The organism is Nitrospiraceae bacterium (genome assembly GCA_019637075.1).
Lineage (GTDB): Bacteria > Nitrospirota > Nitrospiria > Nitrospirales > Nitrospiraceae > JAHBWI01.
In genome coordinates, this window is record JAHBWI010000001.1 from 69953 (window position 1) to 91404 (window position 21452).

At 60.7% G+C, this 21452-nt stretch carries 21 protein-coding genes; 13 read left to right on the top strand and 8 right to left on the bottom strand.

The window, feature by feature from the left end; translation table 11 throughout:
* Positions 1-6 precede the first annotated feature (6 nt).
* The 3 genes from KF814_00365 to KF814_00375 all read right to left on the bottom strand — a co-directional run bounded on the left by KF814_00365 (position 7) and on the right by KF814_00375 (position 2022).
* Positions 7-192 carry a hypothetical protein gene (locus KF814_00365; GenBank protein MBX3234575.1) on the bottom strand — a complete coding sequence of 62 codons (186 nt, stop codon included), beginning with the start codon at positions 190-192 and terminating at the stop codon, positions 7-9.
* A gap of 75 nt (positions 193-267) precedes the next feature.
* Positions 268-1005, bottom strand: a complete 738-nt coding sequence (locus KF814_00370) for an SAM-dependent methyltransferase (GenBank protein ID MBX3234576.1) — start codon at positions 1003-1005, stop codon at positions 268-270.
* Between the two features lie 33 nt (positions 1006-1038).
* Positions 1039-2022, bottom strand: coding sequence for an AraC family transcriptional regulator (locus tag KF814_00375; protein MBX3234577.1), 984 nt, complete (start codon positions 2020-2022; stop codon positions 1039-1041).
* Positions 2023-2218: 196 nt separating this feature from the next.
* On the opposite strand from KF814_00375, the gene KF814_00380 reads away from it, so the two are divergent.
* The 7 genes from KF814_00380 (at position 2219) to KF814_00410 (ending at position 7451) form a co-directional block, all read left to right on the top strand.
* A complete protein-coding gene (locus KF814_00380) occupies positions 2219-3040 on the top strand; it encodes a class I SAM-dependent methyltransferase (protein MBX3234578.1) in 822 nt (273 codons plus the stop codon).
* Between the two features lie 33 nt (positions 3041-3073).
* Positions 3074-3406 (top strand): carboxymuconolactone decarboxylase family protein, encoded by a 333-nt coding sequence (locus tag KF814_00385; GenBank protein MBX3234579.1) that lies wholly within the window; start codon positions 3074-3076, stop codon positions 3404-3406.
* A gap of 170 nt (positions 3407-3576) precedes the next feature.
* Positions 3577-4800 carry a PAS domain S-box protein gene (locus tag KF814_00390; protein MBX3234580.1) on the top strand — a complete coding sequence of 408 codons (1224 nt, stop codon included), beginning with the start codon at positions 3577-3579 and terminating at the stop codon, positions 4798-4800.
* A 325-nt stretch (positions 4801-5125) separates the two neighbouring features.
* Positions 5126-5524 (top strand): hypothetical protein, encoded by a 399-nt coding sequence (locus KF814_00395; protein MBX3234581.1) that lies wholly within the window; start codon positions 5126-5128, stop codon positions 5522-5524.
* A complete protein-coding gene (locus KF814_00400; GenBank protein ID MBX3234582.1) occupies positions 5499-6116 on the top strand; it encodes a hypothetical protein in 618 nt (205 codons plus the stop codon). The genes KF814_00395 and KF814_00400 overlap by 26 nt, the downstream gene beginning before the upstream one ends.
* A 132-nt stretch (positions 6117-6248) precedes the next feature.
* A complete protein-coding gene (locus tag KF814_00405) occupies positions 6249-6680 on the top strand; it encodes a hypothetical protein (GenBank protein MBX3234583.1) in 432 nt (143 codons plus the stop codon).
* A 201-nt stretch (positions 6681-6881) separates the two neighbouring features.
* Positions 6882-7451, top strand: a complete 570-nt coding sequence (locus KF814_00410; protein MBX3234584.1) for a hypothetical protein — start codon at positions 6882-6884, stop codon at positions 7449-7451.
* 82 nt (positions 7452-7533) lie between these two features.
* Here KF814_00410 and KF814_00415 read toward each other — a convergent pair whose 3' ends face one another.
* Positions 7534-8709, bottom strand: coding sequence for a YncE family protein (locus KF814_00415; GenBank protein ID MBX3234585.1), 1176 nt, complete (start codon positions 8707-8709; stop codon positions 7534-7536).
* A gap of 250 nt (positions 8710-8959) precedes the next feature.
* Here KF814_00415 and KF814_00420 point away from each other — a divergent pair, with 250 nt between their 5' ends.
* Positions 8960-9577: a CDP-alcohol phosphatidyltransferase family protein gene (locus KF814_00420; protein MBX3234586.1), complete on the top strand. Its 618-nt coding sequence runs from the start codon at positions 8960-8962 to the stop codon at positions 9575-9577.
* Here the strand turns inward: KF814_00420 and KF814_00425 are convergent.
* The 4 genes from KF814_00425 to aceE form a co-directional block, all read right to left on the bottom strand.
* A complete protein-coding gene (locus tag KF814_00425; GenBank protein MBX3234587.1) occupies positions 9574-10281 on the bottom strand; it encodes a lipoate--protein ligase family protein in 708 nt (235 codons plus the stop codon). The genes KF814_00420 and KF814_00425 overlap by 4 nt on opposite strands.
* 9 nt (positions 10282-10290) lie before the next feature.
* Positions 10291-11730: a dihydrolipoyl dehydrogenase gene (gene lpdA / locus KF814_00430; GenBank protein ID MBX3234588.1), complete on the bottom strand. Its 1440-nt coding sequence runs from the start codon at positions 11728-11730 to the stop codon at positions 10291-10293.
* Positions 11731-11781: 51 nt separating this feature from the next.
* Positions 11782-13179 (bottom strand): 2-oxo acid dehydrogenase subunit E2, encoded by a 1398-nt coding sequence (locus KF814_00435; GenBank protein ID MBX3234589.1) that lies wholly within the window; start codon positions 13177-13179, stop codon positions 11782-11784.
* A 165-nt stretch (positions 13180-13344) separates the two neighbouring features.
* Positions 13345-16032: a pyruvate dehydrogenase (acetyl-transferring), homodimeric type gene (gene aceE, locus KF814_00440; GenBank protein MBX3234590.1), complete on the bottom strand. Its 2688-nt coding sequence runs from the start codon at positions 16030-16032 to the stop codon at positions 13345-13347.
* Positions 16033-16317: 285 nt separating this feature from the next.
* On the opposite strand from aceE, the gene KF814_00445 reads away from it, so the two are divergent.
* The 5 genes from KF814_00445 to KF814_00465 all read left to right on the top strand — a co-directional run bounded on the left by KF814_00445 (position 16318) and on the right by KF814_00465 (position 21444).
* A complete protein-coding gene (locus KF814_00445; protein ID MBX3234591.1) occupies positions 16318-16608 on the top strand; it encodes a nucleotidyltransferase family protein in 291 nt (96 codons plus the stop codon).
* Positions 16605-16955, top strand: coding sequence for a DUF86 domain-containing protein (locus tag KF814_00450; protein MBX3234592.1), 351 nt, complete (start codon positions 16605-16607; stop codon positions 16953-16955). The genes KF814_00445 and KF814_00450 overlap by 4 nt, the downstream gene beginning before the upstream one ends.
* A 63-nt stretch (positions 16956-17018) precedes the next feature.
* Positions 17019-17336 (top strand): BrnT family toxin, encoded by a 318-nt coding sequence (locus KF814_00455; protein MBX3234593.1) that lies wholly within the window; start codon positions 17019-17021, stop codon positions 17334-17336.
* Positions 17323-17553: a BrnA antitoxin family protein gene (locus KF814_00460; protein ID MBX3234594.1), complete on the top strand. Its 231-nt coding sequence runs from the start codon at positions 17323-17325 to the stop codon at positions 17551-17553. Before KF814_00455 ends, KF814_00460 begins: the two co-directional genes overlap by 14 nt.
* Before the next feature lie 309 nt (positions 17554-17862).
* On the top strand, positions 17863-21444 hold the full coding sequence (locus KF814_00465; GenBank protein ID MBX3234595.1) for a DUF3883 domain-containing protein: 3582 nt from the start codon (positions 17863-17865) through the stop codon (positions 21442-21444).
* The last annotated feature ends 8 nt before the right edge of the window (positions 21445-21452 follow it).

The window sequence follows — 21452 nt, forward strand, 5'->3', positions numbered from 1 at the left end:
GGGAGGTTACCCCATGGCCGCCCAGATCTTCTGGGCGTTCTCACCGGTGAAGGTCATGTCGTCTTGCGAGGAGGAGCTCCGTTCGAAGTAGAGATGAAGCAACCCGCCGCCGTAATGGGCCTCCCGCACGAGATCGAGATTGATCGCCACTTCACCGGGCCTTTCCTCATCCTTTACTTTCACAAATTTCATCCTCAGCTCCTCCATTATATATATAGGGACACAGCCGCCGTGACGCCGGCGGCCTTTGGCCACGCGCGGCCTACCCTATGCGGAGGAGGGGGACGAGTCAAGCCCGGGCGTGGACGGTGAAGAAAGAGATGATCCCATGCCCCTCCGGATGCGGAGCATTTGATTGCCGCCACGCTGCAGTTCATAGCCGGTAGTTACAATTTCGGCTGCGTGGCCGCGGCGGGTCAGGTCACGAACGAGGTCGTCCAGATAGGGCGACCGCTTGAGGGCCAAAGTGACCAATGGAAAGATCCGCACCTCCGGCGCCAGCCGGAGCAACTCATCGACGGACGCACGATGGAATTCATACGAGAAATGATCCGAATACAGAAAAAGAAAGTGGGAACAGAGCGCCAAATCGAATTGATCTCCGTCACCGGCAAGATCCGGCAACTCGCCGATCCGATAACGGCCGGCTTGACGGCCTTCTTCATAGTCGGAGAGGAACCTGTGCAGCGTGCGAATGCGATGGTCCCGCAGATGTTCGGGCGACCGATGATAGCTCCATACCCAATCCTCCGGGCTCGCTCTCACCTGGTCGATGATTCCATCGACGACCGCATAAAACCGCTGCTCGATCTCCTCCGCATCGAAACGATAGAGCGGATCGATCGACTGCACCAGACCGCCGCGGCCCTGCATCTCCGCATTGAAGCTCGCCGGCCCGTCAGCCACCGCCACAATCCGCCGACGTAAGTCGGCCTCGCTCAGCGAGAATATATGTCGATACTCGTCCAACGAGCGTCCGAAGGGTACGACCTGGTCAAGCTGCATCGTCGTCTCAATCGATGGGGTAGGTGTGGTTCGTCAGGGAGTGGTCTGCTTGACCTGGGCCCTCGCTCCCTGCCGGTAGCGGGCAGGCGGGAGTCCAAACTCACGCTTGAACGCGCGATTGAACGAGGGCTCCGATTCATATCCGACGTCGCCCGCGACCTCGGCCACACTCTTCGATGTCGCACTCAAGAGCTGCGCCGCGAGATTGAGCCGCCAACGGGTGAGGTACCCGATCGGCGTCTCCGACAGGTAATGCCGGAATCGCTCCGCGAGCACGGAACGGGAAAGGCCCACTTCGTCGGCCAGCGTCGCGATCGTCCAAGGCCTGGCCGGATCTCGATGGAGGCACCCCAAGGCTCGCCCGACGTCCGGATCTCTCACGCCGGCGAGCCAGCCGCTCTGGGTGGCGGGCAACTGCGCCACATAGCGGCGCAAGGCTTCCACGAACAACACCTCCGACAGTTTGGCAACCACCGCCTTGCCGCCTGGTCCCGCAGCTTCACCTTGTTCCACCGAATAGCGCAGCGTCTCCTCCAGCCAGCGGCCTGACGACTCATCCCTGATATGGAGCTTCATCAACGGGGGAAGCCCCGCGAGAAAGACCTGGCTCAGTTGCCGCTCGCAGGTGAGATAGCCGCAGATGAGCTTGGTCATTTCCCCGCCGCCGCCGTATTGCGACAACATCTTGCCCTCGGCCAGCACCTGCTGAATTTGCTTCGTGCTGTCCACCGGCGTCACCGGCCGACCATTGCCCATGAGGTGCGCATCGCCATGGGGAAAGATCACGAGATCGCCCGCGATGAGAGAAACGGGCGTGGCGTCCTCCTCGACCCTGGCGTGGCCGCGCCCTTCCGTCAGGAGGTGGAAGATGATCACATGCTTGCTGTCGGCGGATAAATACGAGGCCATGCTGTCGGAATCCGGTTCGCGCATACACCAGGGCGCGGAGAATTCACCGTGAAAGAACACAGCGCCGTCGAGTTTGACGGTCTTCAGCACTTCGGACAGGACATCCACGGGAATCTCGCTCGCCAAGATACGAAGCGCGCCGGCTAAGCGAGCCGGACGCCGGGATAAGCGAGTCCACAGCGTATCACGGTACGGCTAAGAGAACCAGACGGCGGGATAAGACGCAGGAGATGAATCGGACTATGGTGTCCCGTGACGGGGTAGCGAGCCCACACATTTCACCATACACCGAGAGGGGGACATCATGACGACCGGCACTGTGGCGGCAGACTTGGATGAATTGAAGCAACGCCTTCGGCATATTTGGTCGGCCGGGGATTACGACCGCTTTTCTCGATACCTCGAGGCGGGAGCTCGGGAGTTTTATGAGCGGCTACCGGTCGCACCGGGCGCACGGTTGCTCGATGTAGGCTGCGGCTCCGGACAGCTGGCGTTGATCGCGGCCAAGGACGGCCTGGACGTCACGGGCGTGGATATCGCCGCAAACTGGGTGGAACGGGCGAGAGCGCGGGCGGAGGCCGAGAACCTTCGGGCGACGTTCGACCAAGCGGATGCGGAGGCGCTGCCTTTCGCCGATAAGTCGTTCGATCTGGTGGTGAGCGTTCTGGGCGCGATGTTCGCACCACGTCCGGACCTGGTCGCACAGGAACTCTTGCGCGTGTGCGTGCCGGGAGGGACCGTCGCGATGGCGAATTGGACGCCTCAAGGATTCGTCGGGCAGATGTTCAAGACCGTCGCGAAATTCATTGCGCCATCCGGCATGCCGTCGCCGGTCCTGTGGGGGGATGAAGCGACGGTCCGCGAACGGCTCGGGCAGGGCCTCTCATCGTTGCACCTGAGCAGGAGACTCTACCGGCTCGACTATCCATTTCCTCCGGCGGAAGTCGTCGACTTCTTCCGCCGCTATTACGGCCCGATCAATCGCGCGTTCGCCTCGTTGGACGAGGCCGGCACGCAGCGGCTCGGTGGAGAGTTGGAATCGCTCTGGACCCAACACAATCGGGCGCAGGGTGGGGCCACGGTCGTCCAGGCGGAGTATCTGGAGGTCATCGGCACGAGGGCATAACCGCATCGGCACGCTCAACCAGGGAGGACGATCATGGCACAGGCGCAGACAACAACGTTATATGACATGAACAACCTGACCAAGATGAAAGACTTGGGCACCCATGCTTCGGAAGCCATGAAGGCGTTCGTCGATTTCGACCGGGCCGCCTTGGCCGAAGGCACGATCCCGAGAAAGTACAAGGAACTGATGGCGCTGGCAGTCGCGTTCACGACGCAATGCCCCTACTGCATCGAACTGCACGCGAACAAGGCACGGGAGTTCGGCGCGACGAATTCCGAGGTCGCTGAGTCGGTGCTCGTCACGGCCGCGTTGCGCGCGGGCGGGGCGATCACCCACGGCACACATGCCATCATGGGATCGTGACGGCGGTCGGGAGGCAGGGAGCGATGGCGGCGGTCTTTGAGAGGGCCATTGGGCGGGTCAATTTCCGTTTGCTTGGGATTGCTCCGGAGCGCGGACTAGACTAGGATCATCTCGTCACGAGGGGCACACCAAGGCCGCATGCGAGAGCGATCGAGGAGCCGCCTAGCCCTATGAGCGAGACTGCCGCATCCTCCTCGCCGTCCGACGGCGAACGCCAACCGCAGGAAATCAACCGACGCCTTCGCATCGAATCGGGCGCCCGCCTGGCGGCCGAACGCGACATGGCGCGATTCTTCGAGCTTTCCCTGGACATGCTCTGCATCGCCCACTCAGACGGCTATTTCAAACAGGTCAGCCCGGCCTTCACGCGCACCCTGGGATGGACGACCGAGGAGCTGCTCTCCACGCCCTACCTCTCACTCATCCATCCCGACGACGTCCCCCGCACGATCCGTGAATTGGAACGGCAAATCGCCGAGGGCCACCAAGTCCTCCAATTCGAGAATCGCTACCGCCACAAGGACGGATCCTGGCGGCTCCTGTCTTGGAAATCCGCGCCCCAGCCCGACGGGTTTCTGTACGCGATCGCGCGCGATGTGACGGAACGAGACGAAGCCGAGAAGGCGCTCCGTCGATCGCACGAAGAGTTGGAACGGCGCGTACGCGAACGAACCGCCGAGTTGGAGGCACGTAACCACGACCTGCAGACCCTGCTGTACGTGACGTCGCATGACCTGCGCGAACCCCTGCGGGCGATCGCCAGTTTTTCCGCTCTGTTGCAAGAACGCCATGCCGGTCAGCTCGACCGAGCCGGCCTCGATTTTCTCCATCGCGTCATCCGGGCCGCGCAACGCATGGAAGCACTCATGAACGACATCCTGGCGCTCTCCCGGGCGCAGCGCATGGAGCCGCCCGCCGAGCTGGTGCCGGGCCGGCAGCTAGTCGAGGATGCCCTGCGGCAACTGGAAGAGACCATCCGGGCAACCAACGCAAAGGTGCGCATCGGGGACAGGCTGCCGGATGTGATGGTCAACAGGACGTGGGCCAGACAGGCGCTCTACAATCTGATTGCCAACGCGCTGAAGTTCCACCGGCCGGATGAGGCGCCGGACATCGCCATTGAGGCCATCGAGGAGGCGGACAGGCCGCAAGGCGGCGCCGGATTCGTCGTGCGCGATCGCGGCATCGGCATCAAGCCGGAACATGCCGAGCGGATCTTCGAACTCTTCCAACGCGCCGTCGGGCGGGAGATTCCCGGAACCGGGGCAGGGCTGGCCATCGTGAAACAGGTTGCGCAGCGGCACGGAGGACGAGCCTGGGCCAAGGCACGGGAAGGGGGAGGGATGGAGTTCTTTTTGCTGTTCGGCCACGCACCAGCTTCACCGTTGGAATAGCACCAGCGTAGCTGCGCAGAATAAGAGCCTATGGCGTATAGCTTATGGCCTATGGCACGAACGGGCTGCAGCTATCAGCGATCAGCTGTGAGTGCCGCCGCGGGTATCGCATCTTGTCTCACGTCTGACGTTTCCCATCCCCTCTGGCTATATGCTCTAGGCCATTAGCCCAGCGGCGTATCTCGTCTCTCGTGAAGCGTTTCTCGTCCCGCGTCTTCCGTTTCACGTTTAGCGTCCTGCGGCTCGGACACCTTTCTTTTCCCGGTTCCATTTCGGTAAGCTTTCTCCACGTGCCAGGCAGCACATTCTTGATGGGAAAGGGGACATACGCATGAAAACGGGATGGGTGGCGATCGGATTATGTTTCTGCCTCGCCCTGGCCGGGTGTGGAGGCAAGCATGCGGAGATCAAGGAAGATCGGCTGACGGTCGGAAAAGTACAAGGCGAAATCAAGCTCGGGATGGCGGCGTCTCAGGTTGCCGAACTGCTCGGCAGCCCCAATATCGTCACGACCGACGAGAAGCGCCGCGAGGTCTGGATTTACGACAAGGTCTCTACGGATCGGGTCGATACCTCCAGCTCCGCCTTCGGCGGCATCATCATCCTCGGCGCCAATTCGAGCGATCACTCGAGCTCCAGCAGGCAGCGGACGCTCACGATCATCATCAAGTACGACGAGGAGAAGAAGGTCCGCGACTTTGCCTACAACTCCACCCAGTTCTAAACAGGCGCGCGCCGGCCGGCAGGCCGTCGGATTCCTCGGCCTGTCCCTTGTCTGCCTGTCGGCATTGCACGGCTGCGAGACCCCGACGCTGCAACCGGCGGAGTTTTTTCAACTCACGCCGGAAAGCCAGCAGAACCGGGCCATGCAGATCCGCCTGTACGAAACGAAGAACGAGTCGGAGTTGCTCTCCGCCTCGGCCGCCGTCCTGCAAGACCTCGGGTTCCAGGTGGAAGAAAGCGTGAAGGACGTCGGTTTCCTGCGCGCGACGAAGGAACGCAGCGCCAGGGAATACGGACAGGACCTGACGCGGTTCTTCACCTGGCTCATCTCCCTCGGCCACCTGATCATTCCAGTGGACCTCCACCAGCAGATCGCCGCGACCCTGGTCGCTCGGCCGGTCAATGCCGAGGGCACGAAACATGAGGTGCGCATCCTGTTTTACCGCGTCGTGTGGAAGGGCGACGGCCACGCGGATCGCAATTACATCCCGCCGGGTGAACAAAAGATGGAGATGATCCGCGACCCGCTGCTCTACCAACAGTTCTTTGCCAAGTTATCCAAAGCCGTGTTTTTGGAAGGATTCACGATTTAAGAGGTTGCGGTGAGATTCATGCTGAAAGCAATGTCGCGAGGTATCAATCTTTCCAGGAGACTCAGAAAGGCTGACCGGCGAGGCCGCAGCGAACGAAGGGCCGAGGCGTACCCTCTGGAATACGTTGCGGGTCTGAGCGCAGCGAGAACGACGCTGGCGATCTTTTTCAGTCTCCTGTTGCTGTACGGATGTGTCGGCCCCCAACCCACCCAAGACTTGCTTGCGCCGACCGATGCGCAAATGAAGATCCGCAGCCTCCAGACGCGCACATTCGACATCCCGGATCGCCAGGTAGCCATGCGGGGCGTGATCGCCGCGCTGCAGGACTTAGGCTTCATCATCGAGCGGGCCAACGAGGGGCTGGGACTCGTCACGGCGGCGCGGTTCGCCGAACCTCACTATTACGATGTCTTGGGCGTGACGGTCACGGTGCGGCCGGAGCCGGAAGGGCGCATGATGGTGCGGGCCAACGCCATCTACAACAACAAGCCGATCGAGGACCCGAAGGTGTATCAGAATTTCTTTGCGACTCTAGAACGATCGTTGTTCATCACGAAACCCTAGTAGGATGTTGAAAATGCCCGCCAGCTTTGTTCTCGGCTTGAAGCCATCCTCAACGTACCCCAGAGGGTACGCCTGCGGTGGTTTCTCCGCCTGCGGCCTCGCTGACGGCCATTTTGAACATTCTCGGGGTTAGCCTGATTCGTCCGAGATGGTGCATCACCTGATAAATCGGAAAGAGCTTTAATCAACCTACCAGGCCACATGATCAGCATAAAATGGACCGTTCTGGCCGTCGCCGGTCTCGCGCTGCTGCTCCAGGGTTGCCCAGGGCTGTACGAACTGCGGCATCAAAACCAGTGGGACTCGCGCGACCAGATCTGGCGTGCTGAGGAAAGCCAGGTGAAGCTGCGGGCAGCGCAAAGCCGTCTCTTCGACACGACCGACCGGCGGCGGGTGCTCGAAGGCATCGTCGCCACCATGCAGGATGTCGGATTCATGGTGGAGGTGGTGGACGAGGAACTCGGGTTGGTCTCAGGCAAGCGCTTCGAGGGGATCGAACGGTCCGACGCCTTTCCCGATCCTTACTATCACCTCTACGACGGCAAGAGCCTCATCGTCTTTACCAAGGCCTACCATTCGTGGGGGCCGTTCTGGCACCGCAGCGACCTGGTTCGCTTCACCGCCACCGTGCGCCGGCGCAACGAAGGGCAACTCGTCGTTCGCGCCAGCGCGCAGTATTATCTCCAGGCCGTCGAAGACCCCGTGCCCTATCAGAAATTCTTCCGCTCCCTCGAACAGGCGCTCTTTCTGGAAAGCCAACAGGGAGAGTGAGCGGGGAGAGGACGCCAGACACTCTTCTCCTGTCCCGCATTTTCCCTCTCATGCCTCACGTCTCCCGTCCCACGCTCCTCACTCACCGGCTTGCGCGTAACCCTCCCGACTGAAAGTGATTCGGCAACAGCATAATGCAGTTCGGGTTGAAGCCCGCCGCCTTCAACGTGTCGATGCTGCCAATGACCTTGCCTCCCTCTTGCAGATCGATCACGGTCACCGAGCCGTCGCTCATGCCGTCCAAATTCAACAGGCTGTTCTGTACGAACAGGTAGCGCTCGTCCGGCGAGAGCACCGTATGGTGGGCGCCTGCGGCGGCAGGGATGGCTTGCAGAAATTTCGGCTTCGCCGGGTCGCTGTTATCGTAAATGTTCACGAAGCCCGGCTTGGCGGTCGTGACGTAGAGGCGGTCCGCCTTGGCGTTGTACATCATCTCCAGCGGCACGCCCTGTTGCCTGGCCGCATAATCGTCCACCTGTTGAAAGGAAAACGTCTTCGTCGACGCGTTCCAAACACCGGTCCAGAGACTGGCCTCCATCATGTTCGTCACGTGCACCACCGGCGGCGTCGAGTTGGGCGCGAACATCACTTCTACCGGCGCAGACTTGGCGGTCCCCGGCTTGGCATTGACCTGATGCGTCGACAGGACGCGGCCGCTGCTGGCCTCGAGCACCGTGATCGAATCGCCGGCTTCGGACATGTCCGGCTTCACCGTACTCGTGATCAACACACGATCGATCCCATTGTGGATGGCAATGCCGTGCGGATACAGAACCGAGGCTGCTCCGCCTTCCGGCGTCCTGATCGTCTTGATCGGTTGGTCCGCCACCGCATCGCCCATAATCACCGAACTCGACCCCATGCAGGTCAGGAACCAGGTGCGATTGTCTTCCGACACGACCAGGTCTTCGCCGACCATGCAATCAGGCACATCGATTGCGCGCAGGCGATAGGGGAATCTCGTCAGGTCCACGACATGCAGCAGGCTCTTCCCCAAAGCCGTGATGTAGGCCTTGGAGCGGTCGCGATTGAAGAAGATATGGTGCGCGACCAAGTCGGAAGGCAACGGAATCTCCATCAGGATCTTGCCGAAATCCGGCGACGCGGGATCGATCTCCATGATCGCAATCCCTTCGCGGCGCTGGGCCTGATTGGGCTTGCTCTCAAAATTGAGCAACGCCAGCAACTCGGCGGATGCAGGCGCAAGCCACGCGAGCGTCATCATTACGGTCAGGACACACAGGCGGGTAGATTTCATGGCGGCCTCCTTGGCAAGAAAACGACCGGGTGAGCAACAAGCAGGGTACTCCTCTAATGGCAGCTACGCAATATGGAGAGTTCTCAAATGCTGGTATTCCGGCGCGCGCTGAGATCAATGCGCTCTTCCTTCCGACCTCACCCGCGCACGAGCCGTTCTCTCCGTGAGTGACTGAACCAAGTCGTTCGTCTGACAGAGCAAGGGGTTTTCTGGACATCTCCTCAAGGCGCGGGTAGATTGGGCTGACGCCATGCCGACGAAGCATTTCTCCATGATCCGCGAGTTCCACCTGGCCGATGTGCTCACCTTAGGCAACGCGGCCTGCGGCGTCGGCGCCGTGCTCTGCGCCATGCTCTATATGGAGAGCGGTCAGCCGAGCCATTTCCTCTTGGCAGCGGCCTTCACGCCCGGCGCGCTCTTCTTCGATTGGTTCGACGGGCGGGTTGCGCGTTGGCGGCACGAACATTCGGCGCTGGGGCGTGAGCTGGATTCGCTGGCGGACGTCATCTCGTTCGGCGTCGCTCCGGCCGTCCTCGGGTTTGCGGCGGGCCTGCGAGGCTGGTGGGATGGGCTTGCGCTGATCTATTTCGTCTGCTGCGGCGTGAGCCGGCTGGCCCGCTACAACGTCACGGCTGAATCGCTCTCAGCGGGCGGCGAAAAGGTCGCCTATTTCGAAGGGACGCCGATCCCGACGACGTTTCTGCTCACAGGGCTTCTGGCGCTCGCGGCCTGGCAAGGCCGGGTGGGGCAGGACATCTGGTGGGGGACATGGCACATCGGACCAGGCACCCTCCATCCGCTCTCGCTGCTATTCATTCTCTCCGGCAGTTTGATGATCAGTAAGACGCTCCGCATCCCGAAACTCTAATCCTTGCTGCTTCGTTCCCGCAACGCCTTCATGCAATCCTGCAGTCGAGACTCGGGCCAATGCTCCAGCCTGCGGTCCGCTTCCCATGCCTTGGCCATCGCGTCCTTGATGTCCTTCGGCGAGACCGCGATCATCCGCACAAATCCCTCATGCGGGCGCTGCGCCCGATAGTCCGGTTGGCGAACAGGCACTTTCAGATAGCGCGCGATGAGGTCCGCGGTCATGCCATGGAGGATCGTGCCGTGAAAGAGCATCGCCCGACGCTTGCGATGTTGCGCGTTGCCAGAGATCTTCCTGCCGCCGATGGCCAAGTCGCTGATGCCCTGGAACGTCACGCCCGGTTCCCAACGCCTGAGCACCTCAGCCATCTTCTCGAGAATGAACGCATTGGTGCGGCGAATGTCCGCCAGATCCGGATGCCAGTCGAGCGGCAGCAGCAACGCATAGGACAGGCAGCCCGGCCCCTGCAACACCGTTCCGCCGCCGCTTGCCCGCCGCAACAACGGCACGCCGTCATCCGCACAGGCTTTGACATGGACATCGTCGTGGATGCGGCAACTCGCGCCGAGCACGACGAACGGCCGCTCGCTTTCCCAGAACCGTAAGATGGGCTCGCCGCCCTGTTCGTCCAGTTCCTCGAGCAGCGCTTCGTCGAGTGCGAGATTCTCGATCGGGGTGGGGAGCGTGAGGTCGAGCAGCCGCAAGACCGGCACCTATGCAGAAGGAGAGGCCGGTCGTTTCTGCTGGTAGACGTGGGTGGCCTGGCCCAGGAACTGTTCCGCCGACTCCATCACCGTCTCGCTCAGGGTCGGGTGGGGATGGATCGAGGCGGCGAGGTCTTCCGCGACCGCGCCCATTTCGATCGCCAGCACGCCTTCCGCAATCAGCTCGCCCGCGCCGACGCCGCAGACGCCCATGCTCAACACGCGGCCAGACTCCTTGTCGAGGATCAGCTTCGTGAGGCCGTCGTTGCGTCCCACCGTCGTGGCCCGGCCGGAGGCGGCCCAAGGAAAGCGCATGACCGTGACCTCCTGCGTCGAAGCCTTCGCCGCCTCCTCGGTCAATCCGCACCAGGCGATCTCAGGATCGGTGAAAATCACGGCGGGGATCACCGCATCAAACTCAGCCTGGCGACCGGCAATGACGCGGGCCGCCACGATCCCTTCGTGCGAGGCCTTGTGGGCCAGCATCGGTTCGCCGACCACGTCGCCGATGGCGAAGATCGTCGGTTCGGCCGTCCGCAGCTGCCGGTCCACTTGGATGAACCCCTTGTCGGACAGGGCGACTTTGGTCTGATCGAGTCCCAACTGCTCGCTGTTCGGCTTGCGACCGACGGCGACCAACACCCGATCGAACAGTTCGGTCTGGCTACCCTCTGCCCCTTTGATCGTCGCGGCGACAGCATCCTTGCGCGCCTCGAGCTTCTCAACGGTCGTCTCAAGCCGGATCGCCGAGAACTTCTTCTGCAGGCGAAGCTGCAGAGGCCGCACGAGATCCTGATCCGCTCCGTTCAGGATTCGAGGCAGCGCTTCAACCAGCGTCACATCCGATCCCAAGGCCTGATAGACGGTCCCGAGTTCGAGCCCGATGTAACCGCCGCCCACCACGAGCAGGCGACGAGGCACCTCCGGCAAGTCGAGGGCGCCGGTCGAATCCATCACGCGGGAATCATCCAGCCTGAGAGAGGTAGGGGAGGCGGGCCTGGAACCGGTCGCCACGATCACATGGCCGAAGGTCAGCTCGCGGGTGGAGTCGGCGGCCCCGGAAGCCTCCGTCAGGATCAATGTCGTGGCATTCTTGAACCGAGCCGTGGCCTGGATCACCTCGACCTTGCGAGCCCCGGCCAGCGTCCGCACGCCCTTGGTCAGCTTGTCGATGATCGTCTGCTTGCGGCGTCGCAGAACCTCAAGATCCAGGCGAGGTTTGTCGAACGTCAGGCCCCAGCTCGCACCCTCTTGTGCGTCGGTAATCAATCGCGCCGCATGCAGCAACGCCTTCGACGGGATGCAGCCGCGCAGCAGACAGACCCCGCCCAGTTGCGGCTCCCGATCGATCAAGCAGGTGCGCAGGCCGAGATCCGCCGCTTCGAACGCAGCCGCATAGCCACCAGGCCCCGCACCGATCACCGCCACGTCGAAGTGTGAGTTGGACATTGTGATGGCTTCAAGCCGAGAACAAAGCTGACGGGCATTTTCAATATTCTGCTACAAGCCCAGAAACATCCCTTCAAAGTCTTCCAATACCTTCACGATTTCGTTGGTGAAACGCGCGCCGTCGGCGCCGTCGATCAGCCGGTGGTCGTAGGCCACGCAGAGCGGCAGCATCAGGCGGGGAACGAACTGACCGTCGCGATAGACCGGCATCCGGCGGCCCTTGCCGACGCCCAAGATACCCACTTGCGGCGGCAGGATGATCGGGGTGAAGGGCCCGGCCCCGAGCCCGCCCATGTTGCTCACGGTGAAGGTCGCGCCGCGCAGCTCTTCGATTTTGATCTCGCGTTTGCGCGTCCGCTCCGCGAGGTCGGCCAGCTCCAACGAAATCTGCACGAGGTCTTTGCGATCCACGTCATGGACCACCGGAACGATGAGCCCCGCCGGCGTCTCCACCGCCACCCCGATGTTGTAGTACTCCTTGAAGATGATCTCGCCGCTCGCCAGGTCGATCGTGGCGTTGAACTGCGGATAGAGCTTCAGCGCGTGGGTGACCGCCTTGAGGAACAGGCTCGTGAGCGTCAGCGTCGCGCCTTTCTCCTTGAACTTGGGCGCATAACGCTTGTGCAACCCCTGCAGGTCGGTGATGTCTGCGTCCTGAAACTGATGTACGTGCGGGATCGTGGTCCAGGCCTGCGTGACGGTCGCGGCGATCTTGCGCCGTAGCGACGGGATCGGCTCGCGCCGCTCGTTGCCGTACATCGTCGCGTAGACGTTCGCCCCCTTGGCCTGACCGTCCTGGCCCGAAGGCACGCTGCGTCTCGTCCGCTCGCGCACGAAAGTCTTCACGTCCTCGGCCGTGATCCTGCCTCCCGCCTCCGAGCCCTTCACCTGCCGCAGGTCTACACCAAGCTCACGCGCCAACCGACGCACGGAAGGAGGGGCGGCGATACCGGAGCCGGCCGACGCAGTCTCATCTTTCTGTTCCGCCTGAGGCGGATCCTCATCCTGTGCTGCCGCATCCGCTTTCGAGTCTGGGTCAGCCACCTTCTGCTGCGTTGGTTTGGCGGGCGATTGTGCCTTCTGCCTGTCCGCCTTCGATTGCACCACTTCGACTTCAGGCGATGGTTGAGCTTCCGGCGCGGGAGCCCTTTCAGTTCGCGGGGCCTGCTGTTTCGGAGCTTCCTGCTTTGGAGCCGATTGTTTCTGAGCCGCCTGGCCGTCGCCTTCCAAATCGACGAGTGCCTGGCCTACCTTCAAATGGTCGCCCTGTTTCACCAACACCTTCGCCACCTTCCCGGCCGAAGGGGAGGGAACCGCCACCGTCGCCTTGTCGGTCTCGATTTCGATCAAGGCCTGGCCGGACGTGACCTGGTCACCTTCCTTGACCAGGACCTGCACCACGTCGCCGCCTTCAACTCCCTCGGCCAGAAATGGAAGCTCGACCTTCATTACTTATCGTTCCCCGATTTCACTGAACCTCTCCTGATCCTAGCAGGCTGTTCAGGCTGGTATGTAGCAAGGCCGCAGCGAGCGAGGCGGCGAGGCGTACTTTTCTCGTACGTTGAGCCTCTGAGCGACGCGAGAACGCAGCTAGAGACCAGGCTGGACAGCCTGCTATCGGTGCCAAGGCGCTTGATTGTCACTGTTCAGACCAAGGTCCTTCGCCGCCTGCTTCACCGTTTGCGCCGACACCTGGCCGTCACGGCGATGCAGGGCATAGAGCGTGGCCACGGTCATGTGCTCCGCGTCGATCTCAAAGAAGCGGCGCAGGTTCTTTCTCGCATCGCTCCGTCCGAATCCATCGGTGCCGAGCGCGAGCAGGCCGCCGGGGATCCAGGGCGCAATCTGCTGGGCGACCAACCGCACGTAGTCGCTCACCGCGACGCAAGGGCCGTCGAATTGCCGGGCCGTGCGCTGGAGATAACAGTCTTTCGGCGGCTCGTCGGGATGGAGTCGGTTCCAGCGTTCCGCCTCCAGCGTGCGCATTCGCAGCGTCTTATAGCTGGTGACGCTCCAGAGGTCCGCCGCCACGCCGTACCGTTCCAGCAACATCGACTGGGCTCGTAACGCTTCGTTCACCAGCGGCCCGCTCGCGAGCAGATGCGCGCGATGCTTGCCGGTCCCGGCCGCCGGCTTGAAGCGATAGAGCCCTTCGCGAATGCCTTCTTCCGCGCCGGGCGGCATGGCCGGCATGGGATACGATTCGTTGTAGAGCGTGATGTAGTAGCAGAGATCTTCCTGCTCCTGATACATGCGCCTCATGCCGTCTTGGAGGATCACCGCCAGCTCGAACATGAAGGCCGGATCGTAGGCCGCCATCGTCGGCACGGCGCTCGCGAGCAGGTGGCTGTGGCCGTCTTGATGTTGCAGCCCTTCGCCTTCCAACGTCGTCCGGCCCGCCGTGGCGCCGAGCAAGAATCCCTTCGCCCTCATGTCGGAGGCGGCCCAGATCAAATCGCCGACCCGCTGGAAGCCGAACATGGAATAGAAGACGTAGAAGGGGATCAGGCTCAGCGCATGGGTGGCGTAGGCCGTCCCGGCGGCGATGAACGACGACATGGCGCCCGCTTCGGTGATGCCCTCTTCGAGGATCTGCCCGTTCGTCGCCTCGAAGTAATAGAGGAGGGAACTCTTGTCCACCGGCTCGTACTGCTGGCCCACGTGCGAGTAGATCCCATATTGCCGGAAGAGCGCTTCGAGCCCGAACGTGCGCGCCTCGTCGGGAATGATCGGGACCAACTGTTTGCCGAAGTCCTTCAGCGCGAGCAACCGCCCCAACATGCGCGCGAAGCCCATCGTCGTCGAGACGGCCCGATCGCCGGCCCCCTCGAGAAATTCCTTGAAGGTCTCGAGCGGCGGCGCCTCCAACGATTCGACCTTCACCCGCCGTTCCGGCATCGGCCCGCCCATGCTCTTGCTGCGCTCGACCAGGTAGCTCGCCTCGGGACTTCCGGCCGGGGGACGGAAGAACGGCGTGGAGGTGAGCTGCTCATCCGGCACCGGCACGCCGAATCTCGTCCGGAACTCGCGCAGTTCATGCTCGTTCATCTTCTTCTGCTGGTGCGTCACGTTCCGGCCCTCGCCCGCTTCACCCAAGCCGTAGCCCTTGATCGTCTTGGCGAGGATCACGGTCGGCTGCCCCTGGTGCTCGACCGCTTCTTTGTAGGCCGCATAGACCTTGCGCGGATCGTGGCCGCCCCGCAACATCTTATGGAGCTGTTCGTCCGAATAATTCTCGACCAGCTTGAGCAGGCGCGGATCGGCCCCGAAGAAATGCTCGCGCGCATAGGCGCCGCCCTCGACCGTGTATTTCTGATACCAGCCGTCCACGACCTCGCCCATCCGCTTGACCAGCAGGCCGTCCGTATCCTTCGCGAGCAGGGGATCCCAATCGCTCCCCCAGATCACCTTGATCACGTGCCAGCCCGCGCCGCGGAAGATCGCTTCCAATTCCTGGATGATCTTCCCGTTGCCGCGCACCGGCCCGTCCAGCCGCTGCAGGTTGCAGTTCACCACCCAAATCAAATTGTCCAACCGTTCGCGCGAGGCGAGCGTGAGCGCGCCCAAACTTTCCGGCTCGTCGGTTTCGCCGTCGCCTACGAAGGCCCACACGTTCTGCCGGCTCGTGTCTTTCAAGCCGCGATCCTGCAGGTAGCGGTTGAAGCGCGCCTGGTAGATCGACATGATCGGGCCCAAACCCATCGAGACCGTGGGGAATTCCCAATAGTCGGGAAGCAACCAGGGGTGCGGATAGGACGAGAGACCGCGCCCGCTGCCGCTCAACTCGCCGCGAAAATGGTGCAGCGCATCTTCGGACAGGCGCCCCTCGACGAAGCTGCGCGCATAGATGCCCGGCGCCGCATGGCCTTGGAAGTAGACCTGGTCGCCGCCCTGCGGCGCATTCTTGCCGTGGAGAAAATGGTGGAACGCCACCTCATATAATGTGGCGGCCGAGGCATAGGTGGAGATGTGGCCGCCGATACCGGGCCGTTCCTTGTTGGCCTTGACCACCATTGCCATCGCGTTCCAGCGGATGTAACTGCGGATGCGGCGTTCAATCTCGAGGTTGCCGGGGTAGGGCGGTTGCTGCGACGCGGGGATCGTGTTGACGTAGGGGCTGTTGAGCGGGGCCGACACCTTCGCGCCGTGAGAGCCCAGCCGGTCGCGCAGCCGTTCGAAGAGGTAGCGGGCCCGGTCGGTGCCCTTCGCCTGGAGCACGTAATCGAGCGAATCCAGCCACTCCTGTGTTTCTTGCGGATCGTCGTCGGCCTGTTCCGGCGGCACGACATGGTCGTTGCCCATCGAGTCCTCGCCCCTCGTGGTTTTGAGCTCATCTTACAGAGGGTGGAAAGCTAGAGCAAATCGGAAGCGTATTTCGTATTTCGCGAAGCGTATCGCGAGGGAGGAATTCGCGAACGACGCGTCACGCTTCACGAACGACGGCCTTTCGTGCCATAAGCCATCGGCCAAGCTGCGTATTTCGTCGCTCCCGCCATCAGCTCGGCCGCAGTTCCCGCTCCGTACCTTCTTGTCAGATCGCAGGAGAACCAGTATGCTTCAGGTATCAAAGTTCGAGGTCGCCACGTTATGGATAGCATGGAAATCTTAAAATCAAGACGAGCCGATATCCTGCGATTGGCGCAGGAGCATGGGGCGCGCAACGTTCGCGTTGTTGGCTCTGTGGCCAGGGGAGAAGCTCGCGCGGAAAGCGACGTGGATTTCCTCGTTGAGATGGATAACGGTCGGAGCCTGCTTGACCTCATTAAGCTGAATCAGGACCTCGAAACTCTGTTGGATCGCAAGGTCGATGTCCTGACGGATGGGGGGTTGAGTCGCTACCTCGAGCAGCGCATTCGTGCAGAAGCCGTTCCGCTATGAAGGAAGACCGCATCTACCTCCTCCATATCCGCGATGCCATTCACAACATCATCGACTACACGGCTCCCGGGAAGGCCGCTTTCCTTGAGGACCGCAAAACGCAAGACGCTGTGGTGCGAAACCTCGAAATCATTGGGGAAGCAACGAAGCGGGTGTCGAGTACGCTCAAGCAGGCCCATGCTGATATCGCATGGAAAGCCATTGCCGGGATGAGGGACAAACTGATCCATGACTATTTCGGAATCAATATCAAGCTTGTGTGGGACGCCGTTGAACGCGATCTACCGGTCTTGCATGAGAAAGTGAAAGCACTGCTCGCTTCTTTACCCCCATCGACGGACCAATAATCAGTCATCGCTCCGCCGCATCTTTCGTCTCTCCCGCCCCTCCGGCCATAAGCCGTCCCTTGTGTGATTCAGGGTGAATCATGTATATACACAAAGGTGTTTACCTGGGATATCACGAAGGCTATCGCGAATTTCGAGAAGCACGGCGTTCCATTTGAGGAAGCAGCGACGACGTTCGACGATCCCAACGGCTTAGAGTGGGAAGACCTGGCACATTCCCATGTCGAGCCCCGATTTAAAAGACTCGGTCTTTCGATAGGCGATCGGTTGTTGCTGGTCGTATACACTGTGAGGAAGGTGCAGCATGAAAAAGAAACCATCCGCATCATCAGCGCAAGGCAGGCGAGTCGCAAGGAGCGTCAGGCATATGCCGGACGCTAACATTGATTTCTCGGATATTCCCGAATCAACCGACGAAGAGCTTCGGCGCGCTCGCAGGGTCGGCAGGCCGGTAAGCGGTACGGCGAAGCAGCTCATCGCCATCAGGCTCTCGCCAAAACTGCTGAGCCAGCTGCGTAAGATGGCAGCCAAACAAAAGAAGCCCTATCAAACATTGATCCACGAGCTGCTGGAGAAGGCGGCATCGAGAGCGGCGTAAGGCACGAGACCAGAGCATAGCTCTTGTTTCGAGAAGCGTATCTCGTGAGGAGAAGAGCCTATAGCGTATGGCAAACAGCCAATGGCACAGGCGGGACGGAGACCACATCGCTTCTGCTATACGCCATAGGCCATGTGCCATCTTTCCTCTAGACCCGCCCTTCCGACTTCCGTAAAATCCGCAAGATTGTCGTGCGAAACGTTACTATAAGGACCGTAGAAAGAAGTCTTAATGCCTAGGGTCTATTAAAGTGGAGTGCGCAAAGAGACTAGTTTTGGCTATGCGGAATGAAGGCCAAGAGGGGAACCCTTGAGCAAACTCGAAGACCTCAGATCCAACGCCGCTATACGTGGCATCCTACCTGACTCTCTCGCTACTGTTGTGAGTACCAAGTGGTTCGGTTCGGAGGCCATAGAGCTAACTTACAAAGACCCAGCTGGTCGAGTCGCGAACCAGTTGCTCTACCGTCATGACGAACCCCGAATAGAAGTTGTCGAGGTAGGGCGTCCCTGGAGCTTTGATGGCGATGGTGCGCTCTTCCGCTTAGTTTCTGAGGCCCATCGCATACGACTTGCGCATCTTTTTGATCCTGTCCTCGCCGTCCACACATCAGTAGTGGATCCACTGCCGCATCAGATTACGGCGGTCTATGAGGCCATGTTGCCGCGTCAGCCACTCCGTTTCTTGCTGGCCGACGATCCAGGTGCCGGCAAGACTATTATGGCGGGACTCTTGATGAAGGAGATGATCGCGCGAGGCGATCTCCAACGATGTCTGGTCGTCTGTCCGGGCAGTCTAGCCGAGCAATGGCAGGATGAACTTTTCCGCCGCTTCCAGCTCCCGTTCGAAATTTTGACCAACGATAAGCTTGAGGCGGCTCGAACTGGCAACTGGTTCCTTGAGACGAATCTCGTCATCGCTCGCCTCGATAAGCTCTCGCGCAACGAAGACGTACAACAGAAGCTTCAAGCGCCTGATTGTCGGTGGGACCTCATCGTGTGCGACGAAGCTCATAAGCTCTCCGCAACCTATTTCGGTGGAGAGATAAAATACACTAAGCGGTATAGACTCGCCCAACTCCTCTCAACCCTGACACGGCATTTCCTCTTGATGACCGCCACTCCGCACAACGGGAAAGAGGAAGATTTTCAGCTCTTCATGGCGCTATTGGATGGCGATCGCTTTGAGGGGCGCTTTCGCGATGGAGTTCACCAAGCGGATGTGTCCGACCTCATACGGCGTATGGTGAAAGAGAGTCTGCTGAAATTCGATGCGACACCGCTTTTCCCGGAGCGAATCGCCTACACCATGCCCTACAAGCTGTCGCCGGCGGAAGCCCAGCTCTACAAAGCCGTCACCGACTATGTGCGCGAGGAGTTCAATCGAGCAGAAGCACTGCAGAACGACAAACGTGCGGGGACAGTGGGCTTTGCCCTGACCATTCTGCAGCGCCGCTTGGCCTCCTCACCGGAAGCCATCTACCAATCGCTCAGGCGTCGCCGCGAACGGCTTGAGAGCCGCCTCCGAGAATTGGAATTGCTGCAGCGTGGGGCGCAACTCACTACGGCGATTGCTCCTGTCGGGCCTGTGCTGGACGAGGAAGATGTGCAAGATCTGGAAGATGCGCCGGATAACGAGGTGGAAGATGCTGAAGAGCAAATTCTCGATCAGGCGACTGCCGCTCGAACGATCGCAGAACTCAAAGCTGAGATCGGTACGCTCACGAAGTTAGAAGAGCTTGCATTGGCGGTTCGCAAGAGTGGCGCCGATACGAAATGGCGAGAGCTCGCAAGCTTATTCGGCGAAATATTTACCCCTGCGGCCCTGGCCGAGCACATCGCGGAAACCACACCGCCTTATGGAAAGGGTGGGATTGCCAAGCCCAGCGCCTCTGCCCGTCAGAAGTTGGTCGTCTTTACCGAACACAGGGATACCCTCAACTATCTCGCAAATCGTATCGGAACACTCCTCGGTCGAAAAGAAGCCCTCGTCATCATTCATGGAGGAATGGGGCGAGAAGAGCGGATGAAAGCGCAGGAGTCATTCAAGCACGATCCGGAAGTCCAAGTGCTCCTGGCCACGGATGCAGCGGGAGAGGGCATCAACCTCCAGCGCGCCCATCTGATGGTGAACTATGACCTGCCGTGGAATCCTAATCGGATCGAGCAACGCTTCGGGCGCATCCACCGCATCGGCCAGACGGAAGTCTGCCACCTGTGGAATCTGGTGGCAGAAGAAACCCGAGAGGGCGACGTCTACCGAAGGCTCTTGGAGAAACTGGAAGAAGCCAGAAACGCCCTGGGGGGACAAGTCTTTGACGTGCTCGGGAAGTTGCAGTTTGATGGGAAGCCGCTCCGTGAACTCTTGATCGAAGCGATTCGGTACGGCGAACGGCCCGATGTTCAGGCGCGCCTCACTCGCGTGGTAGCCGATGCCTTCGATCGGTCGAAGCTGCAAGATCTACTGGAAGAACGCGCGTTGGCGCACGACGCGATGGATGCGAGCCGGGTCTACCGCATTCGGGAAGAAATGGAGCGCGCGGAGGCACGTCGGCTTCAACCCCACTACATCGAGTCCTTCTTCCTCGAAGCCTTTCAGCGACTCGGAGGGTCACCCAAGCAGCGAGAGGCGCGTCGGTACGAAATTACCCATGTGCCTGCCCCTATCCGAAATCGGGATCGGCTCATTGGAATCGGCGAACCGGTCCTTCCTCGTTACGAGCGGATCGCGTTTGAAAAAACGCTCGTCGCTCCGGCCAGCCAGCCCTTAGCGGCGTTCGTGTGCCCAGGGCATCCGTTGTTGGATGCGACCATCGACCTCACGTTGGAGCGCAATCGAGACCTCCTCAAACGCGGCACGATTCTCGTGGACGAACGAGATACAGCAACCAAACCACGCATGCTGTTCTATTTGGAGCATGCCATTCAGGATGCCAGCCTGACGCGCTCTGGTGAACGGCGAGTGGTTTCGAAGCGCTTGCTGTACGTCGAGCTTGACGAGAGCGGCCAGGCCCGTCACCTGCACTATGCTCCGTACCTCGACTATCGCGCGATTACGTCCGATGAACCATCTGTAGATGCTATCCTGGCGAGACCGGAATGTGCATGGCTCACGCGGGAGCTGGAGCACATGGCTCAAGGCTATGCAGTGGCCAACGTGGTCCCTGAGCACCTCCAAGAGGTTCGTGAGCGGAAGCTGGATCTCATTGCGAAGACTGAAGCCGCAGTCAAAGAGCGACTGACAAAAGAGATTACCTACTGGGATCATCGCGCTGAGCAGCTGAAACTCCAGGAGCAGGCGGGCAAAGCAAATGCCAGACTCAATTCATCTGAGGCTCGCAAACGAGCGGATGGTCTTCAGGCTCGATTGGAAAAACGCCTTGAGGAGCTGAAACAAGAGCGGCAGCTCTCACCCTTACCCCCTGTGATCATCGGGGGAATGCTAGTGGTCCCCATGGGGCTTCTCGCAGCGATGGCCGGGCAATCCAAGCCGACAACGGCGGAGTCGACCGATACGCAAGCCGCTGCCGCGCGGGCACGTGCGGTGATTATGGAGATTGAACGCAGACTTGGTTTTGAGCCGGTGGATCGAGAACAGGACAAGTTGGGGTACGACATCGAGAGCCGGATACCTGGCACCGGCAAGCTGCGGTTTCTCGAGGTGAAAGGTCGAGTGACAGGGGCGGACACTATTACGGTCACCAAGAACGAGATTCTGTACTCACTCAATAAACCTGACGACTTCATTTTGGCCATTGTCGAATTTCTCGATCATAACTCGCACCAAGTGCATTACCTTCGCCAGCCGTTTCAGCGCGAGCCTGACTTTGGAGTGACGAGCGTGAATTATGAAATGGCCGAGCTGATTAAAAGAAGCGAGAAGCCGCGCTGAACACCACA